The 26,810-nt window shown below is 60.5% G+C and carries 24 protein-coding genes and 2 pseudogenes; 21 read left to right on the top strand and 5 right to left on the bottom strand.

Going from position 1 to position 26,810, the window contains the following annotated elements; all coding sequences use genetic code 11:
* The first annotated feature begins 192 nt into the window (after positions 1-192).
* From repA to repC, 3 genes are all read left to right on the top strand, one after another.
* On the top strand, positions 193-1,383 hold the full coding sequence (repA, locus tag J2046_RS28980; RefSeq protein WP_210057728.1) for a plasmid partitioning protein RepA: 1,191 nt from the start codon (positions 193-195) through the stop codon (positions 1,381-1,383).
* An 84-nt stretch (positions 1,384-1,467) separates the two neighbouring features.
* Entirely contained in the window at positions 1,468-2,463 is a 996-nt protein-coding gene (gene repB, locus J2046_RS28985; RefSeq protein WP_210057730.1) for a plasmid partitioning protein RepB, read from the top strand.
* Between the two features lie 158 nt (positions 2,464-2,621).
* Positions 2,622-3,935, top strand: coding sequence for a plasmid replication protein RepC (gene repC, locus J2046_RS28990; protein WP_210057732.1), 1,314 nt, complete (start codon positions 2,622-2,624; stop codon positions 3,933-3,935).
* 12 nt (positions 3,936-3,947) lie between these two features.
* Here the strand turns inward: repC and J2046_RS28995 are convergent, their stop codons facing one another.
* Complete coding sequence (locus J2046_RS28995) at positions 3,948-4,889, bottom strand: recombinase family protein (protein ID WP_210057734.1); 942 nt, start codon at positions 4,887-4,889, stop codon at positions 3,948-3,950.
* A gap of 280 nt (positions 4,890-5,169) precedes the next feature.
* Here J2046_RS28995 and J2046_RS29000 point away from each other — a divergent pair, with 280 nt between their 5' ends.
* A complete protein-coding gene (locus tag J2046_RS29000; protein ID WP_113487244.1) occupies positions 5,170-5,976 on the top strand; it encodes a hypothetical protein in 807 nt (268 codons plus the stop codon).
* Positions 5,966-9,094, top strand: coding sequence for a DEAD/DEAH box helicase (locus tag J2046_RS29005; RefSeq protein ID WP_210057737.1), 3,129 nt, complete (start codon positions 5,966-5,968; stop codon positions 9,092-9,094). Before J2046_RS29000 ends, J2046_RS29005 begins: the two co-directional genes overlap by 11 nt.
* A gap of 94 nt (positions 9,095-9,188) precedes the next feature.
* Here the strand turns inward: J2046_RS29005 and J2046_RS29010 are convergent, their stop codons facing one another.
* Entirely contained in the window at positions 9,189-10,334 is a 1,146-nt protein-coding gene (locus tag J2046_RS29010) for a site-specific integrase (RefSeq protein ID WP_210057739.1), read from the bottom strand.
* 124 nt (positions 10,335-10,458) lie between these two features.
* Here J2046_RS29010 and J2046_RS29015 point away from each other — a divergent pair, with 124 nt between their 5' ends.
* Together J2046_RS29015 and scpB are read left to right on the top strand one after the other, a co-directional pair.
* Positions 10,459-11,412, top strand: coding sequence for a DUF1403 family protein (locus J2046_RS29015; protein ID WP_210057741.1), 954 nt, complete (start codon positions 10,459-10,461; stop codon positions 11,410-11,412).
* Positions 11,413-11,414: 2 nt separating this feature from the next.
* Entirely contained in the window at positions 11,415-12,110 is a 696-nt protein-coding gene (scpB, locus tag J2046_RS29020) for an SMC-Scp complex subunit ScpB (protein WP_210057742.1), read from the top strand.
* Positions 12,111-12,455: 345 nt separating this feature from the next.
* Here scpB and J2046_RS29025 read toward each other — a convergent pair whose 3' ends face one another.
* Positions 12,456-13,334 carry a GntR family transcriptional regulator gene (locus J2046_RS29025; RefSeq protein WP_210057744.1) on the bottom strand — a complete coding sequence of 293 codons (879 nt, stop codon included), beginning with the start codon at positions 13,332-13,334 and terminating at the stop codon, positions 12,456-12,458.
* Between the two features lie 162 nt (positions 13,335-13,496).
* Here J2046_RS29025 and J2046_RS29030 point away from each other — a divergent pair, with 162 nt between their 5' ends.
* The 13 genes from J2046_RS29030 to J2046_RS29090 all read left to right on the top strand — a co-directional run bounded on the left by J2046_RS29030 (position 13,497) and on the right by J2046_RS29090 (position 25,501).
* The gene (locus J2046_RS29030) at positions 13,497-14,561 is read left to right on the top strand and encodes an isocitrate/isopropylmalate dehydrogenase family protein (protein ID WP_210057746.1); all 1,065 of its coding nucleotides are present in this window, start codon (positions 13,497-13,499) and stop codon (positions 14,559-14,561) included.
* 77 nt (positions 14,562-14,638) lie between these two features.
* The gene (locus J2046_RS29035; RefSeq protein ID WP_210057748.1) at positions 14,639-15,559 is read left to right on the top strand and encodes a GntR family transcriptional regulator; all 921 of its coding nucleotides are present in this window, start codon (positions 14,639-14,641) and stop codon (positions 15,557-15,559) included.
* The gene (locus J2046_RS29040; protein WP_210057749.1) at positions 15,556-16,914 is read left to right on the top strand and encodes an acyclic terpene utilization AtuA family protein; all 1,359 of its coding nucleotides are present in this window, start codon (positions 15,556-15,558) and stop codon (positions 16,912-16,914) included. Before J2046_RS29035 ends, J2046_RS29040 begins: the two co-directional genes overlap by 4 nt.
* Entirely contained in the window at positions 16,907-17,209 is a 303-nt protein-coding gene (locus J2046_RS29045) for a DUF4387 family protein (RefSeq protein ID WP_210057751.1), read from the top strand. Before J2046_RS29040 ends, J2046_RS29045 begins: the two co-directional genes overlap by 8 nt.
* A 222-nt stretch (positions 17,210-17,431) precedes the next feature.
* A complete protein-coding gene (locus tag J2046_RS29050) occupies positions 17,432-18,385 on the top strand; it encodes a Bug family tripartite tricarboxylate transporter substrate binding protein (RefSeq protein WP_210057753.1) in 954 nt (317 codons plus the stop codon).
* A gap of 30 nt (positions 18,386-18,415) precedes the next feature.
* On the top strand, positions 18,416-18,889 hold the full coding sequence (locus J2046_RS29055) for a tripartite tricarboxylate transporter TctB family protein (protein WP_210057755.1): 474 nt from the start codon (positions 18,416-18,418) through the stop codon (positions 18,887-18,889).
* A gap of 1 nt (position 18,890) precedes the next feature.
* Entirely contained in the window at positions 18,891-20,408 is a 1,518-nt protein-coding gene (locus J2046_RS29060; protein ID WP_210057757.1) for a tripartite tricarboxylate transporter permease, read from the top strand.
* Positions 20,409-20,485: 77 nt separating this feature from the next.
* On the top strand, positions 20,486-21,565 hold the full coding sequence (locus J2046_RS29065; protein WP_210057759.1) for an Ldh family oxidoreductase: 1,080 nt from the start codon (positions 20,486-20,488) through the stop codon (positions 21,563-21,565).
* Positions 21,565-22,350, top strand: a complete 786-nt coding sequence (locus tag J2046_RS29070; protein WP_210057761.1) for a hydroxypyruvate isomerase family protein — start codon at positions 21,565-21,567, stop codon at positions 22,348-22,350. The genes J2046_RS29065 and J2046_RS29070 overlap by 1 nt, the downstream gene beginning before the upstream one ends.
* The gene (locus tag J2046_RS29075; RefSeq protein ID WP_210057763.1) at positions 22,347-23,723 is read left to right on the top strand and encodes an NAD-dependent succinate-semialdehyde dehydrogenase; all 1,377 of its coding nucleotides are present in this window, start codon (positions 22,347-22,349) and stop codon (positions 23,721-23,723) included. The genes J2046_RS29070 and J2046_RS29075 overlap by 4 nt, the downstream gene beginning before the upstream one ends.
* Positions 23,724-23,731: 8 nt before the next feature.
* Positions 23,732-24,139: a cupin domain-containing protein gene (locus tag J2046_RS29080; RefSeq protein WP_210057765.1), complete on the top strand. Its 408-nt coding sequence runs from the start codon at positions 23,732-23,734 to the stop codon at positions 24,137-24,139.
* Positions 24,140-24,150: 11 nt separating this feature from the next.
* Entirely contained in the window at positions 24,151-24,444 is a 294-nt protein-coding gene (locus J2046_RS29085; RefSeq protein WP_210057766.1) for a putative quinol monooxygenase, read from the top strand.
* Positions 24,445-24,457: 13 nt separating this feature from the next.
* Complete coding sequence (locus J2046_RS29090; RefSeq protein WP_210057768.1) at positions 24,458-25,501, top strand: AbrB family transcriptional regulator; 1,044 nt, start codon at positions 24,458-24,460, stop codon at positions 25,499-25,501.
* On the opposite strand, the gene J2046_RS29095 is transcribed toward J2046_RS29090, so the two are convergent.
* The gene (locus tag J2046_RS29095) at positions 25,498-25,998 is read right to left on the bottom strand and encodes a threonine aldolase family protein (protein ID WP_210057777.1); all 501 of its coding nucleotides are present in this window, start codon (positions 25,996-25,998) and stop codon (positions 25,498-25,500) included. The genes J2046_RS29090 and J2046_RS29095 overlap by 4 nt on opposite strands.
* A gap of 97 nt (positions 25,999-26,095) precedes the next feature.
* On the opposite strand from J2046_RS29095, the pseudogene J2046_RS29100 reads away from it, so the two are divergent.
* A pseudogene (locus J2046_RS29100) lies at positions 26,096-26,236 on the top strand (IS6 family transposase); the annotation flags it as partial.
* Positions 26,237-26,281: 45 nt separating this feature from the next.
* On the opposite strand, the pseudogene J2046_RS29105 reads toward J2046_RS29100, so the two are convergent.
* Positions 26,282-26,584 (bottom strand): annotated as a pseudogene (locus J2046_RS29105) (IS110 family transposase); the annotation flags it as partial.
* Positions 26,585-26,810 lie beyond the last annotated feature (226 nt).

The raw sequence follows: 26,810 nt of genomic DNA on the forward strand, positions 1-26,810 counted from the left end.
CTACGGGAGTCAGGCTAACTATAAGATAATGATCGATTAATCCGAGTTCTGTTTGGATTGGGCGAAAGCTCGTTAACCTGTTGTTAACCTTAAATGTCTTGCAGCATTGTCGGAATCGGCTGATAGTTGCGCAAATGATGGCCGCGCGGCCGTTTTTTCGAAAGTGTTGCTATCTAGGAAATAGTTTGCGAAATGAGCCACCCGGAGCCCAACCGATTTGATCTCGAGATCGCCCAGCAAGGGTCAAAGATCTCGAGCGCGCTGCATATGTTGCGCAGTCAACAATATCCGCCCGACGCTCGCAAGGGGTTGAGAAAGTTTCAGCTCGGCGAAGTCGCCGAGTTCATGGGGGTAACTCAAAGCCATCTCAGGCAAATCCATTCCGAGGGCAAGGGTCCGGAGATCGAGACCATTGGCGGTCGGCGCTATTATACGGCCGAACAGATGCTCGAGCTTCGTGAATATCTGGAGGCCAACAAGAAATCGGACAAAAGGTATTACATGCCGCAGCGAAGGCCGGGGGAGCCGCTGCAGGTCTTGTCCGTCGTAAACTTCAAAGGTGGTAGCGGCAAGACCACCACTGCTGCACATTTGGCGCAGTATCTTGCCCTCACCGGCCACCGTGTCCTCTCTATCGACCTTGATCCCCAGGCATCCTTGACATCGCTCTTCGGCATCCAGCCGGAGCTAGATGAAGTAGCCTCGTTGTACGAAGCGCTCCGCTTTGACGAGGAGCGTAGATCGATCTCCGAGATCATTCAGAGGACCAATATCCCCGGCCTGGACGTCGTTCCTGCAAGCCTGATCTTGCAAGAATATGAGTATGACGTGCCACTGGCGATTTCGTCACAAAACGGCTCCGAAGGTCGACTGTTTCACATGCGTATCGTCAACGCCTTGAAGGAGGTTGACGATAAGTACGATGTGGTGGTCATCGACTGCCCTCCCCAACTTGGCTACCTGACACTGACAGCCTTGATGGCTTCGACAGGCATTCTGATCACCATCCATCCACAGATGCTGGACGTTATGTCGATGAGCCAGTTTCTGATGATGCTCGGCGGAATTATGACTCCTGTTGCCGAGGCTGGAGCGCAAATCCGCGTTGAATGGTTCCGATACCTCGTCACGCGATTTGAACCAACGGACATTCCACAGGCTCAAATGGTCGGCTTCATGCAGTCCATGTTCGCTCAGCACTTGCTCAAGAACCCTGTCTTGAAATCCACCGCGATTTCCGACGCCTCCATTAAAAAGCAGACGCTATATGAGGTCGAGAGGGGAGAGTTTGTTCGTTCGACTTATGACCGCGCCATGGAAAGTCTCAACGCCGCGAATGGCGAGATCGTGGAACTGGTCCACAGCGCATGGGGGCGGAAATGAGAAACTTGTCAGCCGTTTTTTTCGCCGTTTTTGCAAGAATAAACAGTAGCTTATCGGAGTTGAAAGCGAAGCCGGAGGCGCGTGATGTCTCGTAAGAATCCCTTTGCAACATTGGATATCGCTTCGATCTCGGCGGAAGCGGCCCCTGCCAAACCTGGTTACGGCATGACTGGCGCCGCCAAGACGGTCGTTCGCTCAATCGAGGACCTGGCTGAGAACGCCAAAAAGCTCATGGAAGGCGAAGTGATCGTGGAACTGGATCCTCGTTCACTTGACGTTTCCTTCGTAGCGGACCGTCTGTCTGATGACGATGAAGAATATCAGGAGCTGAAAGAGGCCATCAAAGCGTCAGGGCAAACGACCCCTATCCTTGTTCGGCCGAGCCCCAAGGACGCGCAGCGCTACATGGTGGTCTTCGGCCACCGCCGTCTAAAGGTCGCCCGTGAACTCGGGATACCGGTGAAAGCCGTCGTTAAGACACTCGACGACATCACGTCTGCGATTGCCCAAGGGCAAGAGAATTCTGCCCGCGCGAACCTTTCGTTCATCGAACGGGCCTACTTCGCCCAAAACCTTCTGGCCACCGGAATGAGCAAGGATGTGGTGAGGTCGTCACTCGCGATCGACGAAGCCATGCTCTCGAAGATGCTGAGCGTCATCGAGATCGTACCAGCGGCCATGCTCAAGGCGCTTGGCGCATCGAAGAAGATCGGTCGCGACAAGTGGCTCAACCTGCGCCAGATCCTTCTCAACCCCGCCCACTTGGCAGTCGCGTGCGATTACATCTCTTCGGATGAATTCATTGCGATCGCTGAAGAAAAGAGGTTCGACGACCTTCTCGGCTACTTGAAAAAGTACAAGGCCAAGTCGGCAGCGAAAAAACCCAAGCGTGACGCCGCCGAAAAGGAATGGACCGCGAGCGACAGCTCGTTGAGTTTCGTCATGAATGCGAAGTCGAAGAAGGTCGCCATCGAACTCTCAAACGCCGAGGCGCGGCCCTTCAGCGACTGGCTATCGACCCATATCGATCGTCTTTACAGCGAATACAGGCGATCAAAATCTGAAGCTGATGGAGACTAGTACGCGAAAGAAAAAGGCCCCCAAGCGGTAAAACCGTGGAAGCCCTTCTCGTTATCCGTAGCAAGATCGAGAATCGCATTTCCCGGAATCCCAGTCAAGAGTCTTTGGCACCGTTTTGGTGAGCGGATTTCTTTTGCCTAAAGAAAGGTGAGAGAAAAATGCAATCGGGAAGTGTGACGACGCCCTTCGGGCGGCGGCCGATGACGCTCGGCCAAATTTCAAGCCAGATGGCGGCAAAAGCAATCAAGCCGGACGCCGTGGCTCACAAGTGGCAGGTTTTCCAGCATATTCGTGAGGCGAGGGAACTCATCGGCGCTACAGATCGCGGGCTTGCGATCCTGAATGCATTGCTGACCTTCCATCCGGAAACCGCTCTTACAGGCGATGCCGAGCTTGTCGTCTGGCCATCCAACGAACAGCTTATGGCGCGTGCCAACGGGATGCCGCCGACGACGCTGCGTCGGCATCTTGCCGTGCTGGTCGACTGCGGTCTCATTATTCGGCGCGACAGCCCGAACGGCAAGCGCTTCGCGCGCAAGGGTAGGGGAGGGGAGATCGAGCAGGCTTACGGGTTTGATCTCTCGCCGATCGTTGCGCGAGCAGAGGAATTCCGCGACCTCGCTTTGGCGGTGCAGACCGAGAAGAAGGCATTCAGGGTCGCGAAGGAGCGCTTGACACTCGTGCGCCGCGACATCGTCAAGCTGATTGAGACCGGGATTGAGGAGCACGTTCCTGGCAATTGGGGCAGGGTCACGCAGACCTACCAGCAGATCGTGAGCCGCTTGCCACGCTCGGCGCCACGCCAGCTCGTAGAGGATGTGTGGCAGCAACTTCACGAACTCTACGTCGAAATCCGTGACGTGTTGGAATTATTCGTGAAAAACGAGAATCCGGACGCCAATGAGTCCCATTCTGGACGCCACATACAGAGTTCAAAACCAGACTCTAATTTTGAATCTGAAACCAGCTTTAGAGAAGACGTAGAAGCGGGCGGCAACGTTGCGGAAACCGACAACGTACGGAGCTTGCCGAAGCGGGAATTGCCTTTGGGGATCGTGCTGGACGCCTGCCCTGGGGTGCGAGAACTGACCACCGGCGGCGAAATCCGGCAGTGGCGGGATTTTTTGGCCGCGGCTGAGCTTGCGCGGCCGATGCTGGGGATCAGCCCGAGCGCTTGGCGGGAGGCCCGCGAGGTCCTGGGCGAGCAGCACGCGGCGATCACGCTTGCGGCGATCTACCAACGGGCTGAGCAGATCAACAACGCCGGCGGCTACCTCCGCAAGCTGACAGATCGTGCCCGGGACGGCAAATTCTCAACCTGGCCGATGATCATGGCCTTGCTCCGAGCCAAGCTCGACGCGCAGAAGTCCGTTGACACGGATGCGCCGCACCCGTCAGATCCGGTGGACGGCGTCGGGGGGATGCGCATCTCGGAAGCGCTGCTGAAAACCCTGCGAAAGCCGAGGGCTTAATGGGTGGCAGGGTCACTCCGCGGCGCGACGTACTTCGGCTTCGATCAAGCCGGATCGGCGAGCCCGGTCGATGAGGTTCTTCACCGAGGAGGGCGACCACTTCGATCCTCCGCGCGGCGTGCGCTCGTGAAGCTTTTCGAGCTGCGCAGCGATTTCGCGCAGGGTCAGGTTCGGATTGCTCGAATGAATGCCTGCGACCAGCGTCATCAGGCGATCTTCGGGAAGGCGAGGAGGGGACTTCCTCAGCAAGCTCGGATCGGCCATGTGTTCGGCCACGAGCCATTTCACTGCCCGGCGCAAGCGTTCGGGCGTCCAGTCGAAGCCACGTTGTTTCAGGACGCGAGCGATATCGTCCCAGGTGTGGTCAGGCCGCATGCGCCGGACGGTTGGCAGCCATTGGTTCGCCGTCGCCTGTACCCGATCGCCATACGCAGCCCTTTGCGCGGCCGTCATCTTTGCCAGCACCTCCGGCGTTCCTGCCCTGAGGCCCGGGTTGCCTGGCATCCGTCCTTTTGCCTTCGCCGCCTTGATGCCTGCTTTGGTTCTTTCGGAAATCAGCGCGCGCTCGAGTTGCGCCACCGCGCCGAGGACCTGCAGCGAAAACATTCCCTGCGGCGTCGCCGTGTCGATCGGATCGCGGAGCGACCGAAAATGCGCGTTCTTCGCAGTCAGATCCTCGATGACCTCGAGCAGATGGCTAACGGATCGTGCCAGACGATCGAGCCGAACGACTATGAGTGTGTCACCGGCGCTGATCTCCCGAAGCAGCCTAGACAGGGCTGGACGCGCGCGCGAGGCGCCGGACCCGTGTTCCTGAACGATGACGTCGCAGCCGGCCGAGCGGAGCTCAATCTCCTGGGCCTCGGTCGCTTGTTCGTCCGTCGAGACGCGCGCATAGCCGATCAGTCGTCCCTGAGGTCGACGGGAAGAGCGATTTTGAGCGTCACGAGCCATTTGAAGCGCCTGGGGAGGGTGTTCTGGTGCGGATTTCCAATTGCAGAAGATAAGGATAACCGATCAATTGAAAACGTCTCTAGACCCGTCTCTGCGGTGGCAGAAGACAGGGGGCTGGATCTTAGGATTCGCCAGCCTGGGATTCGTTCAGCAGTTTAACCCAACGAGTAACTAGAGGTCGAGATGAAATCAATTTTCTAGTTACGGTCTGGTTGTATAGAAGTTTGCGAATGGTGAGAGAATCGGACCACCCTCGAGAGTCGCAAACAAGTTGTCCTACATGACGCCCACACATATAAAATGGCTCCACAAAACCGACGAAGTTCTTAAAACCGCGGACGGCGCAACAGTTGAGGTTTGGGAGCTCAACCACGAAGAGGATGCCGCGGTTCTATCTGAATGGGCAAGGCATTTCCGGCAGCATTATTGCCTTGATGAGGAACTTGCTGATCTTGTTTCAGGGACGGGAAAGTCGAATGCCGAATTCCTAACCGAGATCAAGTTTCCGAGCGCCAAGGGCGGGTCGGGGCCGGCCACGCGCTCTGGTGACTTTGGAGAAATTCTTGTTGCTGACTACATCGAGTTCATTCTCGGATACTGGTGCCCCCGTGAGCACCGCTACGAGGACCGCATCAACGCGAACGTCTCCGATAACGGCACGGATGTGGTAGGCTTTCGATTTGCCAGTGAAAAGCCGAGCCCTAGGGACGAGCTTTTTGTCGTAGAGTCCAAATCCGGCCTGCGTCCGACCACGGAGAATCGACTTCAAACAGCCGTCAACGATTCTGCAAAAGATCGTCTACGAGAGGCAATGACGCTCAGCGCCCTGAAAAAGAGGCTGCTTCGCAAGAATCGGGAAGCCGCCCTCAAGGTCGAGAGGTTTCAAGACGAGGCCGATCGACCCTTCACGCGATGGAGCGGGGCAGTCGCTGTCCTCGATGCAGAAACCGCGGCAAAAATGGAACTCGAGAAGACGCAGGTCTCAGACCACCCCAACAAGGACAAACTGAAACTCATCGTGATCAAGGGCATTTCGATGATGGATCTCGTGCATGCGCTCTACGAAAGGGCAGCCAATGAAGCCTGATGCAGCTGCACAACAAGTCCTCTCGACCGTTCGAGCAACTGCAAAAATGCACGAGTTCCGTGTCGCTGCGGAGGACTTCATTGAGCTGCGGCGCGATCCTGCCACGCTCTATTCTCTTGCGGTCGGAATCCTTGGAGATGCTGCGGGCGCCATCTCCGATCATTTTGTCGAACCGGGGACGAGCGCCCATCCTCCTACCTGGGCGGAAGACACATCAATCAATGAGAACGTCCGGTTTGCCGCGACTTTCTTCGACTCTTATCTCGAGGCAAAATTAGACGGCAGCATATCCGTCGAATTCTCGCTTCTATGTGCGGCAGCCTATTATCTTTCTGACGCAATCGGAAACGCTGTGGTGGTGGTGAAGCGTTCAGATGAGCCTCCCGCTGACCTTGGAGGCGGACTAGCACTTCTTGCGAGCAGAATCCTGCAGAACCGACTGGAGCCGATTGACGTAGAAATCTTTCACTCGACATTCGCAAATCGCCTGCTCGAGTTGGTCCGTGCACATTATGCGCTTCAGGACGAGGACGAACGCGCCATTCCCGAGCTCTGCCGTGAGCTTCGCGAGACGCTGTATGAAATCGGAACCGACCGTGAGGTCCTTTACGCCGATATCGTCACGGCAATATGCGCGGGTAAAATCCAAAACTCGTCGCGCAACAGGCTTCCACCAGCTTCAGGATCGCCCCTGGCTGCCTGGTCACCGGCGCTTACGAAGCCGGGCTTCCCGATAGAACTCTGGCCGGCACAACGGCGTATCTGTGACGCCGATCTGCTAAATGGGCGCTCTGCCGTTATCCAGATGCCGACAAGTGCCGGAAAAACGCGCGCCACAGAACTTATCATCAGAGCAGCGTTCCTTGCCGGACGGACTTCCCTCGCGATGATCGTCGCGCCATTCAAGTCGCTCTGCCACGATATTCGCTCTGATCTAGTAAGAGCCTTTCAGGGCGAGAACATACTCATGGACGAAGTTTCGGATTCCTATCTGATGGACTTTGGAATTGAGCAGCTTCTTGCTCAAAATAGTGTCTTGGTCATCACGCCGGAGAAGCTGCTTTACATGCTGCGCCGGGCTCCTGAGTTGGCCGAGCGAATTGGACTGATTGTATACGACGAGGGTCATCAGTTCGAGGGTTTCACTCGTGGACCGACCTACGAGCTTCTCCTTTCGTCGCTTCGAATGATGCTAAAGCCCGCTGCGCAAATCATTTTAATTTCCGCGGTGATCGGCAATGCGGACCAGATTGCGGATTGGTTGATTGGAGACTCGTCTGCGATCGTTGGGGGAAAGGGCCTTCTGCCGACTGCGAAGAGCATTGCTTTCGCGAGCTGGCAGAAGGAGCGAGGATGGCTTCGGTATGTGAATCCGTTGGATCCTGACGAAGACGAGTATTTCGTTCCTCGAATTATTGAAGAACTTCCGCTTGAAAAGAAGAGTAAACGGGAACGCGATCGCGTCTTTCCGGATCGTAATCACTCCGCAGAAATCTCGGAGAGTGTTGACATTGGACTATACCTCGCGTTGCACCTCGGCAGCAACGGGAGTGTGGCACTGTTCTGCGGCCAAAAGGCCAGCGTTTCGAAGGTCTCCTGGCGCGTAGTCGATCTGTTCACGCGAAAGGTCGAGTTGGAGAAACCGAGCGCATGGTGTGATCAACAAGAGCTAGACCGCCTTGCGAACCTAATCGCGAGCAATCTCGGTGATGACGTCGACGTGGTCGGCGCAAGTCGCTTGGGGGTCCTTTCTCATCACGCAAGCACGCCACACGGGATTCGCCTTTGTGTCGAACATGCGATGAAGGCAGGTCACGCACGGATCGTCGCCTGTACGTCGACGCTGGCGCAGGGCGTGAATTTTCCGATCAAATACTTGGTGGTGACTGCCACGCAACAAGGCAAAGAGAAAATCAAAGTCCGTGACTTTCACAACCTCATGGGTCGAGCAGGCCGCGCCGGCATGCATACGGAAAGCAGTGTCATATTCTCTGCGCCTCCGATCTACGATGAGCGAGAAGATGAATATAAGAACTGGCGATGGGAGGCCGCGAAAAAGCTTTTAGACCAGGACGGTGCTGAACCCAGCCAGAGCAGTATCCTCCAAATTTTCGACGATTATAAACAGACAGCTGGCACTCCGATCGTCCTCACCTTCGATCTGGCTGGTGAGAATTTAGCGTTCGCAGATGAGGCGGCGATTGAGTTGATTGTCGTGGAAGTTCTCAAGCAGTTCCCAAATGTGAGCGCTTCCGAGCTCAAAGACTATCTACAGGGGAGGGCGAGGGCGATTCAAAGCATAGCAATGTACCTCGCTCAACATATCGACTTCGAAGCGGAAGACGCCGTTGAAGCCGCCGAACGCTTGGCCGCAAACACTCTGGGCTATCATCTCGCTGATGAAACAACACGACCTCGCGTGATTGCGCTCTTTCAAGCGACGGTCAAATCGATCCAGAACAATACCGACGCCGCTTACCGCTTGCTGATCAAGAAGTCCCCACTCGCGCCAGCTGCGCTTCGCAAACTCAGCGCGTGGGTCGAAACAAGCACCGAGCAGCTGACTGCAGCCGTTAAAGACGGAACCCTGTTGCCGCTTTTGATAGAGCAAGCGCTCCCACTGGCTTCAGCAAAATCACTGTCGGCGTTGAGTGATGCCGCAGTCATCCCCACCATTCTATCGGCCTGGACCGACGGAAAATCCTTCGCCGAAATACGGCAGATCCTTGTGAAGGACGATATCCGTGTGAGTGGCAATCATGCCACCGCCGATCACCTCGTAGCGATATGCGAGGATGGCTTTGGTTATCATGTTGCGATGATTTTGGCTTCGGTCGTGGACCTGCTCGAAACGATTGAGCCAGACCTAGTCGACGCCGCGACGTTACTTCAACGCCAGGTGAAAAATGGACTTCAGACAGAATCCGCGCTTGCTTTCTACGAGGCGGGCTTTGCGGACCGAGTGATCGCGCAATTGCTGGCCCAAGCGTTTCCAAATGTGAACGATCGTTATGGCGCAAAGGCAGCTTGCAGAGACAATATTGGGATAGTTGCAGCGCTGCTAGACGCTTCGCCAGAATATTTCCGAGAAGTAGCGCAAGAGCTGGCAAGCATGTGATTTGTAGGAGGGAGCGCGGCACCTGACGGGCGACTATGAGGGCTCTGGGCTTCGATAGAGGTTTTTCAGCTGCAGCAGGTCTTCCGGTGTCGGACTACAAACCCGCTGCCTTTGTCAAGTTGACGCGGAAACGATCGCGCCGCCGCTGGTAACGGCGGGTCATTTCTGCCGAGGCATGACCGAGCTGCTTCTGCACATAACGCTCATCGACCTCGGCCGACGAGGCGAGGCCGGCGCGTAGCGAATGCCCTGCAAACTTTTCGGTGCGCTCTCCTTCGCTCAGGTCGCCGCGTATGCCGGCGGCCAGCGCCGTCTTCTTGACCAGGCGCGCCACCTCCTGATCGTTGAGTCGATCCGGGCCGATGTTCTTGCCCCGACCGGTTACGCGGCGGAACAGGGGGCCTTTTGCGAGCTTGGCGAACTTGATCCAGGTTTCGACGGCGACGACCGGGCAGGTGGCGTCGGAGGAACCGCGGCCGATCTCCACCTCGCGCCAGCCGGTTTTTCCACGCAGCGTCACCAGCATGCCCTTCTCAAAAATCTCGATCCAGCCGCGTCCGTCCTCCGTCTGGTCGCGGCCAAGATCGAGCCCGGTGATTTCCGAGCGGCGCAGACCACCGGCAAAGCCGATGAGTAGCATGGCGCGGTCCCTGATGCCGCGCAGCGAACCGCGGTCGAGTGTCTCCAGCATGGCGATCAGGTCTTCCGGCAGGATGGCTTCCTTCTGCCGGGGCGGGGCAGCGTGCTTGTTGCGGATACCGGCCATCACCGTGGCAATCGCTCGGTTCTTGCGATCGAGCGGCGTCCCACGCTGCGCGCAGTTCCAGCCGATGGCGGCGAGGCGCCGCTCGATGGTCGCGACCGAATTCGGCTTGGCGCCGCGCGTAGCCGTGCCAACGGCACTGCCGGAGGCGCAGGCGGTGATGTAGAGGCCGACGACCTCCGGATCCGGGGGAAGGGCGGATAGGTTCTGGCGCCGGCACCAGGCGGAAAAATGCGTCCAGTCGCTGGCATAGGCCCTGCGGGTGTTTTGGGAACTGGCCGCCTCGACGTAGCCGCGGGCGCGATCGGTCAGATCCTGTAAATGAGCCGGCAACGCGGGGGTCGCATCGACAAGAGGGTAGGGGCGTTCGGTCGACACCTCTGCCGTGGAAACATCTTCGGAAACCGCCATGCTGTGCGGCGGCGCGGAAGGTTCCGGAGGGTGATTTTCGCTGTTTTCGGCGGCGATTCGCGTCATGTCTCTATATTGAGTAAAACGAACGATAATGCAAGCTTATCCATCATTATAGATGAAAGACAAGCCGTGCGGTTTGTGCCGCAATCTATAGCATAAACCGCGCACTCATTATAGGATGGCGGCCATGGATTCGCCCGTCACCCCTCTCGTCGCCTCGTCGGTGTTCCCGGCCGCCTTGCCCGGCTGGACCCTGCCGCGTGGCCACGAGCCGGACGCGCTTGCCGCCGCTTTCGCCGCCGGCATCGCCTTGAAATCGCTGGACGATCTTGTCCGCTCTGCGCCCGTCTGGGCCGGCTGTTGGCGGTCCCGCCAAGCCCTGAAATGTGCCGCCGTCGCGGTCCGGCTGATGGGCCGCAGCGAGGATGAGCCCGCGTTGCGGGACGCGCTTTTGCTCACCGCCGCTGGCGACGATCCCGGTCCGGCCGGAAAGGTGTTTTTGGCCTTCAAAAGGCTTTCCGCCCGAAAACCCGCCTTCTCTTCGAAGGCCGTGGCCGAGCTTGCCGATTTGTTGGGGCTCGCCTGGGACGATCGGCTCACCGCGGCCGTCGACTATGCTGACGACGCGTTGCAATCCGGCCGTCCCGCGCCGTTCGCCGCGGCGGATCTGGTCACGGCCATCCATGCGGTGCGGCCGGACGCCGAGCCGCTCGCCTGGATGCTGGCCGATCTGCTGATCGCCGCGCTGCTGAAATGGGATTTTGCCGTGCCGCTGCTGATGGCCGAGCGCTATGGGCCGTCCTTCAAGACGCTTGGGGGCAGGGGCCGCGTGCGCCCGGGGGAACCGGCCTTCGCCCGCGCCGTCTGCCTTGCCCTCACCGAGGCAACGGGCGCGGCCCTGCGCAACGCCAGCGAGATTTCTCGGCGCGCCCATGCACTGATCGCCACCGCGCCAAAGGTCCGAACGAAGGGTGCCGGCGCCGTCATCCAGGCCCTGCTGAACGAGGACGCCGTGGCAGCCTCGGCGCCCGGCAGCAATCTCTCGCGCTGGGCGGCGACCCGGCTGTTCGACAGACTGGAAGGCTTTGGCGCCGTGCGTGAACTGTCCGGTCGCAGTGCTTTCCGGATCTATGGATTGTGACGATGGTTGAACCGGACACTGCCAGCCCGCGGCGAGGCCGCAGATCGACATCGGAGGACGAAGTCCTCCTGGATCGCGAGCTGGCCGATCTGCCGCCGAAGCTGCGTTGGCGGGAATGGATGTTGCGGGTCGAGGCGGTGATCTTTGCCGCGGCCGAGCCGGTCGGCCGTGAGACCCTGGCGCGCGTCGTTGGGAAAGACTGCAGCATCGACCTGCTGATCGACGACCTGCAGGAAGAACTCCGTGACCGGCCCTATGAGATCGTCTACGTCGCCGGCGGCTGGCAACACCGAACGCGTTCGCGTTTCGCCGTTCCGATTAGAGCGTCGCAGGCCTCGACGCGCAGTGCGGCGCCGGCGCTTTCCGACTTCGAAGCCATGGTGCTGACGGCGATCGCCTATTTCCAGCCGATCACCCGCGGCGACCTGTCGAAAATCTTCGGCAAGGAGGTCAGTCGCGACACGATCGCCAGCCTGCGCAACGCCGGCTTCCTCGCCTCCGGCCCGCGCAGCCCGACGCCGGGGGCGCCCTATACCTATGTCACGACGAAACACTTCCTGTCGGCCTTCGGGTTGCAGACGTTGGGCGATCTGCCCGACATCGAGGCGCTAGAGGATGCAGGATTGGTCGGCCGACAGCTCCTGGATGAAGTAAGTCTCGTCGAGGCAGAGGATGATGGCTTGTCGGAGGGGCGGTAGTGCCAATGCGTTATTAGCAGCCCGACGCGCGTTCCGAGGGTGCAATGGTTGACTCCAACGCGGAGCGTTGGGTTGACGCAGAGCTGCGGAAGGAAATCTCCATCGTTGTTCGTCGAGCCGCGTAGCGACTTCGAGAAGCGATGAGTCTAGGGTCAATCGCAAATCCGAGGTCTAGACGCATGGACGCCAGAATCGTTCTATTCGCTTCGAAGAATGCGCGAGCTACTTTGCTCCTTCCTGCAACTGTCGTTCGGTGTGCGTGTTCCGCAGAACAAAGGCAGCGGATGTCCGCAGACCGGACGTGCAATGCGGGAAACGGTCCACCTGAAGGCAAAAAATATTAGATCACGGCGTCGACGGTGGCGCCTTTAGGGGGCCGAGAGAACGAAGATGCTCGCGCATTTTGTCGGCGGCCTCCCAATTTCTCCCTTCGAGCACCAATTCGAGAATGCGAACATGTTCGATGCAACGGGCGCGAGCAAGTTCGCGGTCCACCTGCTGTTGGTATTCGATTAATCGGCGTAGGCGGTCGACACGGCGAAGGCTCTCAATGAAGAAGGCGTTGCGGCTGCACTCTATGATGGCCTCGTGCATTTCGCTGTTTATCTCGAACAGTCGGACGGCTGAGATATCAAGGATTTCGCCTGCCACCAGTCGGCGCTGTTGTTCGAGATGCCTTTCCAAGACGGGCCGATCGAGGGCAAACCCCTTTTCTAACAGGGCAGCGGGTTCGATGGCCTGGCGGAAACTGTAGCTTTGTCGATAGGTCTCCATCGACGTCAAAACCGGAAGAAAACGCCAGCCATGGCCCGGCAGGCGCTCGGCCCAGCCTTCTTCCGACATGCGTCGCAGTAGGGCCTGAAGGCGAGCCCGGGTGATTCCGTAGCGGCGAAGAAGCTCATTTTCGCTAATCCGGTCCGGGATCTCCGCAGCGAGGCGATCGCGCGCGATTGCTAGGTAAACCTCCTCGCTACCATCGGGTGCAGGCTCTGCGTCTGTGAAAGTTTCTGCGGCACGGGGATCGGCAACCGCAAAGCCGCCTCGCTCGGCTGTTGTCAATACACCTGCGCGCTGCAATTCGCGTAAAGCCGTGCGAATAGGCGACCGCGACACGAGAAACTTTTCAGCAAGGCTACGTTCGGTAAGCGCCTCGCCGGGCGCCAGCCGCTCCGTATGCACGAAACGTGCAATCTGCTGAGCCAGAGTGCTGGCGATCTGCGTCATTTCAACTTCTCCATGTCTGCGCTCTTGTCGCACTTTTTAAAGCTTCCGCCAAGTCGTGGTATTATGAGCTTGCAAAGTGCCATCATCGTAAACTATGGTGTTTCGTGAGGTCAAAATACCAGTATGGTCGTGATTGGAGTGGCCAACCTGAAGAGGAATTTCATGCGGATATTGGCTCTGCCCGGCGACGGGATCGGCCCGGAAATAACAGCGGCGACCATAGAAGTCCTCAAAGCCGCCGATCGCAGGTTTGCCCTGGGCCTGGAGGTCGAGACGGCCGCCATCGGCCTGACGGCGCTCGCCGAGCAAGGCACAACTCTGCCATCAAAGGTGATGGAACGAGTCCCTCAGGTGGATGGCACCATTCTCGGCCCAGTCTCTCACTATGAATATCCGGCGCGGGAGAAGGGCGGTATCAATCCATCCGGCGAGTTGCGAACGAAGTTCAACCTCTACGCCAACGTTCGGCCCTGCCGGTCGCGGCCGGACCTCACGATCCTGAGAAAGCCAATGGATCTTGTCATTGTTCGCGAGAACACGGAGGGCTTCTATTCTGACCGCAACATGTTTGCCGGTACGGGTGAGTTCATGCCCGATCCCGATCTTGCCCTGTCGGTTCGCAAGATTTCGGCAACGGCGTCTCGGCGCGTGGCGCAGGCGGCGTTCCGGCTGGCGCAGGGCCGGCGGCGCAAGGTGACCGCCGTCCACAAGGCCAATGTGCTGAAGTTGTCGGACGGTCTGTTCCTGCGGGAGGTGCGCAAGGTCGCGGCCTCGTTTCCCGATGTCGAGTTGGAGGAATTGATCGTCGACGCCGCGGCGGCGTTGCTGATCCGCCAGCCGGACCGTTTCGACGTTCTGGTTACAACCAACATGTTTGGCGATATTCTCTCAGACGAGGCATCTGAACTTTCGGGCAGTCTCGGTCTCGCAGGATCAATCAACCAGGGTGACGATATTTGTGTGGCGCAGGCCCAGCACGGCTCCGCTCCCGATATAGCTGGACTGGACAAGGCCAATCCTACGTCACTGATACTGTCGGCTGCGATGCTGCTTGATTGGTTGGCCACGCGGAAGGGCGCTCCGCATCTTGCGGAGGCGGCTCACGCTATCGAGGCGGCAGTAGAGGCTTCACTTGACCATCCAGCCGGACGAACCGCTGACCTATCCGGGCCGCTGGGGACCACCGCCTTCGGTCGGCGCATCGGTGAGATTGTGGAGAGGCCATAGTCAATCCGAACACTGACGGTTGATTGATCGGACCCGGGTTGTTGTATATTTGCGCTTAATACCATTTGGGGTCGACCATGAACGAACTTCACCGCTCGCTGGCAGACAAAATTGTCCGGCATATCAGGACATCGGCTATGGAGCAGGGGCAACATCTGACGGAAGCCAGCTTTCAGACCCTGTTCGGCACATCTCGCCAACCGATCCGCCAAGCGCTGGGTATTCTGGCTGAGCAGGGCGTGCTGGAGCGGGTGCCGAACAAGGGCTTTTACCTGCGCGATCCGAGCCGGGTCCAGGCGGACCCGCTGCCTGCCGCCGCGGAAACATCCGATGAGGCCATCTATTTGCGCATCGCCGACGACCGCCTGTCGCACCGCCTTCCGGACCGGATCAGCGAAACGGACCTGATGCGTCGTTATGGTGTGTCGAGACTAGGGCTGAGACGCATCCTGACGCGCATTTCCGCTGAGGGTTGGATCGAGCGCAATGAGGGTCGCGGCTGGACTTTCGCTACTCTAATTGATTCCGTCGAGGCTTATCGTGAATGCTACGATATGCGTCAGGTGATCGAGACACATGGAATTCGTTCGCCTGACTTCCGGCTTGATCCCGTCGTCCTTGCCGACCTGCGAAGGCGTCAGGAAATCATTGCGGAGGGAGGCTGGCAGCGGCTCAGCCAGTTGGAGTTGTTCGAAGCAAATTCAGCATTTCATGAGGGCTTAGCGGCGCTCTCCGGGAATAGGTTCATCCTCACGACGGTTCAAAAACTCAACCAGCTCCGCCGTCTTATCGAGTATCGGCAGACGCTGAACACCGAACAGGTGCGGGGCCAGAACACGGAGCATCTAGCCATCCTGGATGCCCTGGACGCCCGCGATACCGCGAAGGCCGCAGATCTGATGAACGCACATCTTGGAAAGGCCAAACAACGTAAAGCCCGCGCCGAGATGTTTTCCGATGGCCCTGCCGATGGGGCGAACAAGCGAGGTGACACATGACACGGGTTCTCGTGCCTGCAGGGGCGCTTGGATTGGGCTATGATCGCGCTGCTTTGGAGCGCGGAGTGGCAAACCAACCTGACATTATCGCTATCGACGGCGGATCCACCGATAGCGGCCCGTCCTATCTCGGTCGTGGCGTTTCCAAATACTCAAGGGCATCGACCAAGGTGGAGTGGCGTGAGCTGATGCAGGCGCGGGCGAAGGCGGGCGTTCCGCTGGTCATCGGCACGGCCGGCACCTGCGGGGCGGATGCCGCCGTGGACTGGCTGCTCGACATCACGCGCGAGATCGCGCTCGAGGAGGGGATGAAGGTCAAGGTCGCCACGCTGAAATCCGGCCAGCCCAAGGAGAGGGTGAAGGCCGCCCTGGGCGGCGGGCGGCTGCATGCCCTGCCGGCCGCGCCCGATCTGTGCGAGGCGATCATCGACGCCTGCACGAACATCGTGGCGCTGGCGGGCGTGGAGCAAGTGGCAGCCGCGCTCGGCACGGGCGCGGATATCGTGATCGCCGGGCGTACCACGGATACCGCCATCATCGCGGCCCTGCCGGTCGTGCGCGGCGACAATGCCGGGGCCGCCTGGCACGGCGCCAAGGTCGGTGAATGCGGGGCGCTCGCCACCACGCAGCCGAATTCCGGCGTGATCCAGATCGATTTCGACGCGTCCGGCTTCACCATCGAGCCGATGGCGGCGGAGGCCTCCGCGACGCCCTACACCGTCTCGGCGCACATGCTCTACGAGAATTCCGATCCCTTCATTCTGCACGAGCCCGGCGGCCATCTCGACGTCACTCGGTCTGAGTACGAGGCGCTCGATTCCCGCCGCGTCCGCGTCAAAGGCTCGAAATGGGTGCCGGGGCGCTACACGGTCAAGCTGGAGGGCGCGCGCGTCGTCGGCTACCAGACGGTCGGCCTCGCCGTCATCCGCGAGCGCCGCTATGTCAGCCATGTCCGCGAATGGGCGGCCGACGTGGAGGCGAAGGTCCGCGACAAGATCGTCGCGCGCATGGGCCTGGCGAGCGATGCCTTCAGCGTCGAGATCCGCCTGATCGGCATGGATGCGACGCTGGGCGCGCTGGAGAACCGCCGCGAAGTGCCCGTCGAGGTCGGCATTCTCGGCATCCTCACCTGCCCAACGGCCGAACAGGCAGCGGAGGCCGGCAAGATCCTCAATCCCTATCTGCTGCACCACCCGCTGACCGAGGACGAGCCGATGCCGACCTTCGCCTTTCCCTTCTCGCCCGCCGAGATGCAGCGCGGCGCGCTCTACGAGTTCTGCCTCAACCATGTGATGGAGCTGGACGATCCGCTGGCGGCCTTCGTACTGGAAACCCATGAGGTCGGACATGCCTGAATTGGGAAGCCTCGTCAGCAAGGTCCGCTCTAAGAACGCCGGGCCGTTCTGGCTGACGGTCGATATCTTCTGCGACGATCCGGCAACTTTCGCGCGGGTGCGCGACGGCCTGCAGGACGCCGATGTCGCCCGGCTGTTCGGCGTCGAGCGGCAATTGCTCAAGCGCTTCGATATTCCGTCGCTGAATGTCGTGAAATTTTCCGTGCCGCGCCCGGTCGTGCAGGGAATGCGCGCCGACCGCGATATGCACGGGGCGGGCTGGGCCTGCCTGCTGGAGGAATTCCAGATCGAATAGCGGAAAACATACATTCTCGTGACGTATCGCCCTCTGCCTCCGGCAGGGGGCTTTTTGTTTGTGGCCATCCGGTCTCATTTCGCGCGTCCCCGGACGGAGGGGTTGCACAAAGGACAACATTGTCGTAAGTGTATCTATAAGACAACAGCAAGGAGGCGGTTGTCTGGGATGCCGCGCTTTGCGGCACAGGGGCTCTCAGCCCGCACTCAACGGGAGGAATCTATGATACGAGCAGTTTTCGCCGCGGCATTCGCGCTCTCGCTTTCGGCCGCAGCGCCGGCATTCGCGGACCCCGCTGTCGTCATGGCGCCGGGAAGCGCCGGTGGCGGTTATGATGCCATGGCGCGGCAGCCGTTCGAGGCGATGTCGAAGGAAGGCATCTTCACCGACGGCGCGACCTTCACGAACAAGGGCGGCGCGGGTGGCACGATCGGTCTTGCGGATTTCGTCGGCGCCAATCGTGGCAACGACAACGCCGTCATGTCGATGGGCGTTATCATGGTCGGCGGTATCCTGCTGAACTCGTCGCCGGTAACCCTGGATGACGTCACGCCGCTGGTGCGCCTTACCAACGACACGGGCGTCATCGCGGTAGCGACCGATTCTCCGATCAAGACCGTGGACGATCTCGTTAAGGCGATGAAGGAGAACCTCGGTGCGGTGTCGATCGGCGGCGGTTCGGCCGGTGGCGTGGATCACATCGTCATGGCCCTGATCGCCAAGGAAAGCGGACTGGACCCGGCCAAGCTGAACTACATTCCCTATGACGGCGGCGCAGAGGTCGTAACCGCTCTCGGAGGTGGTTCGGTGACGGTCGCAGTGTCGGGCATTTCGGAGTTCAAGCCGATGGCCGATGCGGGCCGCATCCGCATCATCGCTGTCACATCCGAGGGCCGTGTGGAAGGCGTCGATGCTCCCAGCCTGAAGGAAGCTGGCCTCAACGTGGTCGTCGGCAACTGGCGCGGAATCGTCGGTGCGCCGGACATGTCGGAGGAAGGTCGCAAGATGTGGCTCGACCGCTTCGCCAAGATGCATGAAAGCGCGACCTGGAAGGAAATCCTCGCCAAGCAGGGCTGGGAAGACGCCTACCTCGCCGGCGATGATTTCGTTTCCTTCCTGAATGACGAAAAGACCCGCATCGGCACGATCCTCAAGGACGCCGGCCTCGTCAAGTAAGCCGCCGCGCGCTTCGAAAGGATGTCTGACATGACGGAACGCCCCTATTGGCTGGCGGCGGGAACGGTTGGCTGGGGTGCCATCGTTTTCTGGAAGGCCGCAGAACTGCCCCAGTTTGACCAATACGCCCACGTCGGCCCGGGCTTCATGCCCTCGGCTGTCGGATTCGGCCTGGTCCTATTGGGACTGATGCTGGCGCTGCAAATCTACCGGGGCGTTCCGTTCGAGGAGCAGGGCGCCGAGGACGTGAACGAGGACCACAAGGTCAACTACATGGCGCTCGGCCTTGCCACGCTCGCCTGCGCGCTGCCGATGCTGACGATGAAGCCGCTTGGCTTCGTCGTCACCTGTACCGGCTGTTTCGTGCTGATCGCGGCCGCCTTCAAGTCACGCCGCTGGCACCTGGATATCGTCCTTGGTCTCGGTTTCTCGCTGCTGTGCTGGTGGCTTTTCCGCAAGCTGGGCGTCCAGCTCGGCGGTCTTCTTCCGATGATGGGGGTGTAGAATGGACGCGATCACCGGATTGATGAACGGTTTTTCCGTTGCTCTCCAGCCGCAGAACCTGATGTGGGCCTTCGTCGGCACATTTCTCGGAACCGCCATCGGCGTCCTGCCGGGCATCGGCCCGGCGCTGACCATCGCGCTGCTCCTGCCCGTCACCGTCTATATCGAGCCGACGGCGGCCTTCATCATGTTCGCCGGCATTTTCTATGGCGCCATGTATGGCGGCTCTACCACTTCGATCCTGCTCAACACGCCCGGCGAGAGCGGCGCGATGATGACGGCGCTCGAGGGCAACAAGATGGCCCGGCAGGGCAGGGGTGCTGCGGCACTCTGCACCGCTGCGATCGGTTCGTTCGTCGCTGGCACCATCGGCACGCTCGGCATCACCTTCCTTGCCCCGCCCATCGCAGAGCTAGCCTTCATCTTCAAGCCACAGGACTATTTCGCCCTGATGCTGCTCGCGTTCCTGTCCGTCTCCGTGGTGATGGGAACCTCCAAGGTGCGCGGTTTCATCGCGCTTTTCATCGGCCTTTCGATGGGCGTGGTGGGGATCGACAAGCAGACCGGTCTGCAAAGACTGACTTTCGGCATTCCCGACCTCATGGACGGCGTCGAGATGACGGTCGTGCTCGTCTCTCTCTTCGCCATCGGCGAAACACTCTATGTCGCCAGCCGCTTCGGCCTGCAAAAACCCAATCTCAATCCGCTCGCCGGCGGCATCTGGATGACGAAAGAAGATTGGAAACGCTCGTGGAAACCCTGGCTGCGGGGTGCGGGGTTCGGCTTTCCTATCGGCGCGCTGCCGGCCGGCGGCGCGGAGATCCCCACTTTCCTGTCCTATACGGTCGAGCGCAAGCTGACCAAGCATCCTGAAGAGTTCGGACACGGCGCCATCGAAGGCGTGGCCGGTCCCGAGGCCGCCAACAATGCCGCCGCCGCTGGGGTCTTGGTGCCACTCCTGACGCTCGGCCTGCCGACCTCGGCAACCGCGGCTATCCTGCTCGCGGCCTTCCAGAACTACGGGCTGCAGCCGGGACCGCTCCTGTTCATCAACTCCGCCGATCTGGTCTGGGGCCTCATAGCCTCGCTCTATGTCGGCAACCTCATGCTGCTGATCCTTAACCTGCCGCTGGCAGGGCTGTGGGTGCGGCTGCTCTTCATCCCGCGTCCCTACCTCTATGCCGGTATCTTGATCTTCTCGCTGGTCGGTATCTGGGGCGTCGCGAATTCTTGGGTGGATCTCGCCATGATGTTCGGCGTCGGCCTGCTGGGCTATACGATGCGCGTCTACGATTTCCCGATCGCGCCAGTGCTGATCGGCCTCATCCTCGGTCCGATGGCGGAGGTGCAGATGCGTCGGGCGCTCGCCGTGGGGCAGGGGGACCCGATGGTCTTCGTCTCCACGCCGCTCTCCGCAGTGCTTGTCGCTATCTCGGTGCTGATCATCGTCGTCCCGGCGATGCTCCATTGGCGGCGCACGCGGAAGATTGCCATGCCGGACGAGACTGCTGGCGTCTAACAGCCCGTTCCTCCTGAACCTCGCCCGGCCGCGTCTAAATCGTCGGGCGAGGGAACCTAACCTTCACGGAGCCTCTCATGGCCGAAACGCAATACTTCCGAGCCGACGATCTGACCCGATACGCCACCGCCATGTTCCTGTCCGTCGGCATGAGCGAGGCTGATGCGGCGCTGATCGCGGGCGACCTCGTCAAGGCCAACCTGCGTGGCGTCGACAGCCACGGCGTCAGCCGCATCCCGATGTACCTGGAGCGGCTGAAGCGCGGCCTCGTCAATCCGCGTCCCGACGTGAAGGTAACGAAGGTGGCCGGAGCAGTCGCCGCGGTCGATGGCGACAACGGCATGGGCTTCGTCGCCTCCAATATTGCCATGAACGCCGCCTGCGACATTGCCGGCGAAATGGGCATCGGTCTCGCCGGCGTCCACCGCTCCACGCATTTCGGCATGGGGGCATGCTATGCGCTTCGCGCTATCGAGCGCGGTTTCATCTCGATGATCTTCACCAATTCCTCGCCCGCCATTCCGATGTGGGGCGGACGCACTACCTTCCTCGGCGCAAGCCCCATTGCCGCCGGTATCCCGGGCGGCAAGCACCCGCCCTATGTCATGGACATGGCGATGACGGTCATCGCGCGCGGCAAGATCCGGCTTGCCGCGATGAAGGGCGACCCCATCGCCGAGGGCCTCGCACTCGACGTAGACGGCAACCCCACCACGGATGCCGCTAAGGCCTTCGAGGGCGTTTGCCTTCCCTTCGGCGGCGTGAAGGGTTCGGTTCTGGCGACGCTGATGGACCTGATGTCCGGTGTGCTGACCGGCGCGAATTTCGGCGGCGACGTGAAAAGCCTCTATTTCGACCATTCCGAGCCGCAGAATGTTGGCCACCTGTTCTTCGCCATCAAGCCCGACCTCTTCCTTTCGCTGGACGATTTCGGTGCGCGGATGGATGAGTTCTACGAGCGCATCAAGGGGTTGCCGCGCGCGGCGGGCGTCGACGAGATCATGATGCCGGGCGAGCCGGAGCAGCGCCGCGAGGACGAGCGCCGGCGCACGGGCATCCCCGTGACAGGCAATGTCGTCGCAGACCTCACCGCGGAGGGCGAGGGCGCCGGCATCGCCTTTCCTGCAGGCAGCGCGGACCCGTTCGAGGCCGTCTGATGAACCGCCTCTCCGCCCATATCGGCTATCTCTACACCGACCTGCCGCTGGCCGAGCGGCCGGCGGCGGCCGCGCGCGACGGTTTCACGGCGATCGAGCATCCCGAGCCGTGGGCATTGCCGGCGAAGGAGATGCGGGCACTTCTCGCCGATCTCGGCCTCACCTTCTCGCAGGTCACGTCGGGCATGGGGGATGCGGGCAAGGGAGAGAAGGGCCTTGCGGCGCTCACCGGCCGAGAGACCGAGTTCCGCGCCGGCTTCGACCGCGCGCTTGACTATGCCGTGGCTATCGGCTGCCCCTTTGTCCATCCGATGGCCGGCGTGCCGAAGGGCGGCGTTCTGGATGCGGCGGAGACCTATCGGCTCAACCTTTCCTGGGCATTGAGCCGGGTGGAGGGCAGCGGCGTGCGTGTCCTCGTCGAGGCAATCACCATCCCCGGCTACCATATGGGCAGCCTCGCTCTGGCCGCGCAATTGCACGATCAGTTCCACGGCCGTTTCGACCTGCTGTTCGACACCTACCATGCCACCGTCCTCGCCGAGGATCCGGCGCGGTGGGCGGCGCAGAATGCCCGCCGCATCGGCCATGTCCATATTGCCGACCACCCGGGCCGCCACGAGCCGGGAACCGGCGCGCTCGCCTTCGACCGCATCCTTACGGCCTTGCGGGACCATGGCTACGTCGGTGCCATCGGCTTCGAATATGTCCCTTCCGTCGCGACATCGGCCAGCGCAGCCTTCCTGCCGGGCTGGAAGCGACTTCTTTCCGAAAAGGTTTCCTCATGACGACGATCACCTCGATAAACCCTGCCACGAATGCACCCATCAAGACCTTCGATTTGCAGGACGATGCAGCCGTAGATGAGGCGCTGACGGCGGCGGCGGCCGCGCAGCGCGCCTGGCGTGAGGTGCCGGTTGGAGAAAGGGTCGCGTTGCTGACCCGCATGGCGACGGCGTTGCGCGCCGGCAAGGCCCGCTACGCCGAGATGATCGTGCGGGAGATGGGCAAGCCTCTCGCGGAGGCCGAGGCCGAAATCGAGAAATGCGCCTACAACTGCGATTTCTACGCCGAGCACGCGCCGCGTTACCTCGCCGATGAGGAGGTCCCCTCCAATGCCAGCAAGAGCGTCGTCGCCTTCGAGCCGCTTGGCGTGGTGCTGGCGATCATGCCGTGGAATTATCCGTTCTGGCAGTATTTCCGCTTCGCCGCCCCGGCGCTCGCCGCCGGCAACGGTGCAATCCTGAAGCACGCTAACAATGTCCCGGAATGCGCGCTCGCGGTGCAGGAGGTCATGGAGGCGGCCGGCGCGCCGACGGGGCTGACGGCGACGCTCCTCATCGACAACTCCAAGGTTGCCTCGATCATCGCCGACGAGCGGATCGCCGCGGTCACGCTGACCGGTTCGACGGAAGTTGGCGCCATCGTCGCCTCGCAGGCCGGCAAGGCGCTCAAGAAGCAGGTTCTGGAACTTGGCGGCTCCGACCCCTTCATCGTGCTCGCCGATGCCGACCTCGAGGCGGCGGCCGAGACCGCCGTCAAGGCGCGTTACATCAATGTCGGCCAGTCCTGCGTCAATGCAAAGCGCTTCATAGTCGAGGACGCTGCGGCGGACCGCTTTACGGAACTCTTCGTGGCGAAGGCGGCGGCGCTGAAGATCGGTGATCCCATGGAGCGGGACACGAAGATCGGCCCGATGGCGCGCGAGAACCTGCGCGCCGCGCTGCACGATCAGGTGCGCCGCTCCGTGGCGGAAGGAGCGGAGCTGAAGCTCGGCGGCGTGCCGATCGATGGTGGCGGCTTCTACTATCCGCCAACCGTGCTCGACCATGTGAAGCCTGGCATGACGGCCTTCCGCGAAGAAACCTTCGGCCCGGTCGCTGCCATCATCCGGGCGAAAGACGCCGACGAAGCCGTCGCCATGGCCAATGACAGCGAATACGGCCTCGGCGCGGCGCTCTGGACGGGCGATATCGCGCGCGGCCGCTGGCTTGCCACGCGCATCGAGGCCGGCGCGGTCTTCATCAACGGCATGACCGCCTCTGACCCGCGCTACCCGTTCGGTGGCATCAAGCGGTCCGGCTACGGGCGCGAACTCGGTGTTTACGGTATCCGCGAATTCGTCAACATCAAGACCGTCTGGATCGGTCCTGCCAAGTGAGGTTTCCCATGTCTGAACCTGCCATCCTGCGCCCGCATGAACTGAAGACCAACGATCGCGGCGGCGGCGCGCGCACCACGCCGCTCGTCACGCGCAAATGCGGTTCCACCAGCATGATCAACGGCATCACCGCCTTCGATCCGGGCGCGGCCATCGGCGTGCATTTCCACAATTGCGAGGAAAGCGTCATGGTGATCGAGGGCGAGGCCATCGCCGAGATCGATGGCGTGCAGCACCATCTCTCCACCAACGACACGACCTGGATTCCCGCCAACGTACCGCACCGCTTCATCAATGCCTCCGACAAGCCGATGCGCATCTTCTGGACCTATGCGACGATCGACGCGACCCGCACTATGGTCGCCACGGGCGAAAGCCGCACGATCGACGCCGAACACGGCCACGCGCCGAAATGACGGAGAACCCGATGTCATACGTCATCGAAGTAGCGGAGATCAAAGTGACGGACGCGGCGGGCTTCGAGGCCGCCGTGGCGGCCGCCCGGCCGCATTTCCTGGCGGCCGAGGGTTGTCTCGATCTTGCCTTGCACCGGGTCGTTGAGACGCCGGAGATTTACCGGCTGCTCGTGAAATGGCGCAGCGTTGAGGATCATACGGTCACGTTTCGCGCTTCGGAAGGTTTCCAGAAATGGCGGGCGTTGGCTTCGCCTTACTTTGCTGCTCCGCCGACGGTGACCCATTCAGCCGCCGTGGCGCTCTGACGGCAGAGGCTCTGTGCGCACCCTACTCTTCCGCCGTGGCATTACGGTTCTAATCGCCCTCGCAGGTGTTGGGATATTCCTGCTCCTGCAATTGCCCTTGCCGTTCCTTTTCGGACCCATGGCCGCGTCACTGGTAGTAGCACTATGCGGTGTACCACTTGCGGGGTTGGGACAGGTGTCAATTGCAGCGCGTTCCGTGTTGGGCGTAGCGATCGGCGCTTCCGTCACGCCGGCTCTCGTAGGGGAACTCCCTTCCATGCTTGCCTCATTGTCGCTCGTACCTGTCTACATCGTAGCGATCGGGTTGATCGGCGTGCCCTTCTTCCAGAGGGTTTGCGGCTTCGATCCTGTAACCGCCTTCTATGCCGCGATGCCGGGTGGGGCAGCTGATATGACGATATTCGGCCAAGAGGCGGGAGCGAATGTCCGGCAGGTCTCGCTTGTCCATGTCACGCGGTTGATGGTCATTATGGTCGTCGCTCCCGTAATCCTCGTTAACATCTACGGCGTGGCCCTTATACATCCGGTTGGTCCGCCGGCTTCTGACCTACCGGTCTCGGAGATGCTGATTATGGCGGCTGCGGCGATCGCTGGCTGGAAGGGGGGAGAGCGGATTGGCCTGTTCGGTGCAGCGATCTTGGGGCCGCTACTCGTTTCAGCTGTTCTCTCACTGGGGGGCATCTTGCATCTGCGCCCACCCCGAGAGGCGCTTCTGTTCGCACAGTTCCTTATCGGTATGGGAATCGGAGTCAGTTACGTCGGCGTCACTCTGCGCGAGCTACGCAACACGGTTGCTGGGGGAACGGCATTCGTGCTTATCCTTGCGGTACTCGCCGGGGCTGTTACGGAGTTGGTGACGCTAACGGGCCTTGCGCCGCCGGTTGAGGGCTTTCTAGCCTTCATGCCCGGCGGTCAGGCAGAGATGTCGATACTCGCGCTCGTTTCCGGCGCAGATCTAAGCTTTGTCGTCGTGCATCACCTAGCGCGCATCTTGGTGGTCATCCTCGGCGCACCCATCCTCTTCCGCTTCATTCGCCGGTCCCAGCCGCCGCGCTAAGCGGTCCGCAGCTGGGCGAGCGCGTTGACAATCGCCCGTCCAGCGACCTCAACGTCTTCGGTCGAGACGTCCAGATGGGTGACAAGGCGGATCCTGTCCTGCCCCTCAACATTCACGCGAATGCCCTCGCGGAGAAGCGCTTCGGCAAGAAGCGGCGCAACGATGCCCGTCCCGACCAGGTCCAGAAAGAGAATGTTGGTGAAATCGCGCCGGGGTTGAAGCTCTAGGCCGGGCACCTCCTTCAGCAAATTTGCGAGGCGGTTAACGTTCTGATGGTCCTCCGCCAGCCGCTCAACATTGTGGTCCAGCGCGTAGAGACCCGCAGCGGCGAGGATTCCGGATTGTCGCATCGCGCCGCCCAGCCTGTGTTTCCAGATCAGCGCATCGTCGATGAACGCCGCCGAGCCCGCCAATACTGCGCCAATCGGACAGCCGAGGCCCTTGGAAAGATCAATCCATACGCTGTCGCAAGGTGCAGCGTAGCGGGCGGCTGGGATGCCCGTGGCTGTTGATTCTCCATCGAAAACAACGCCACTTGAATCCTCAAAATCATCAAATTCGAGTCAGAGCCCCGTTTCGATGCCGATTGACAGTCAGCGTTTTGTCTCAACTCACGGCCAGATCGCCAATCTCTTCCTTCTTCATCGCAAAGACTTGACCGCCGCAGACCACCGCCAACTTCGCGATCACGCCATCTCTACATGGCGAGAAATCGCGTTATCCATCGGCGCGTGAAACTCAGGAAAAGATAGTACCGCGTCTCAAATTCGCTTAAGGCGACGCCACCTCTACAATAGCTTCAGCGTCCGCCGCATCATTCTTTTGTCGTTTTACGAACGGCTTCACATAAGCAGGCGGCAACAGCCGAACTTCATGGCCGAGCTTGCCAATTTCACGAGCCCAATAATGGGCGGTGGCACATGCTTCCATCGCAACGGTGCAACTCGGAAGCCTCTGAAAGAAAGCCATTACATGGACGCGAGATAATTTCTTGCGGAGAACAAAACCGCCATCGGCACTGACCGCATGGACTTGAAATACACGCTTTGCAAGATCAAGGCCGACAATGCTAACTTCCTTCATGGATGCTCTCTCCTCTGAGTGACGTTGCTGCAAACATCACTATGGCATATTGCGATGCCGTCGGGAGGGGGCATCCACTCCATCAGTTCTCAGCGCAAATCAACAGCATATCAGTCTGACCGGAGATTACAGATGGATGCGAGCGCTTCTGGAAAGAAAGCCGGCCCGGCTTGTGACGGTGGCTCTTGCCAACAAAATGGCCCGCACGGCTTGGGCCTTACTGGCT

This window comes from Neorhizobium petrolearium (assembly GCF_017873175.1).
Lineage (GTDB): Bacteria > Pseudomonadota > Alphaproteobacteria > Rhizobiales > Rhizobiaceae > Neorhizobium > Neorhizobium petrolearium.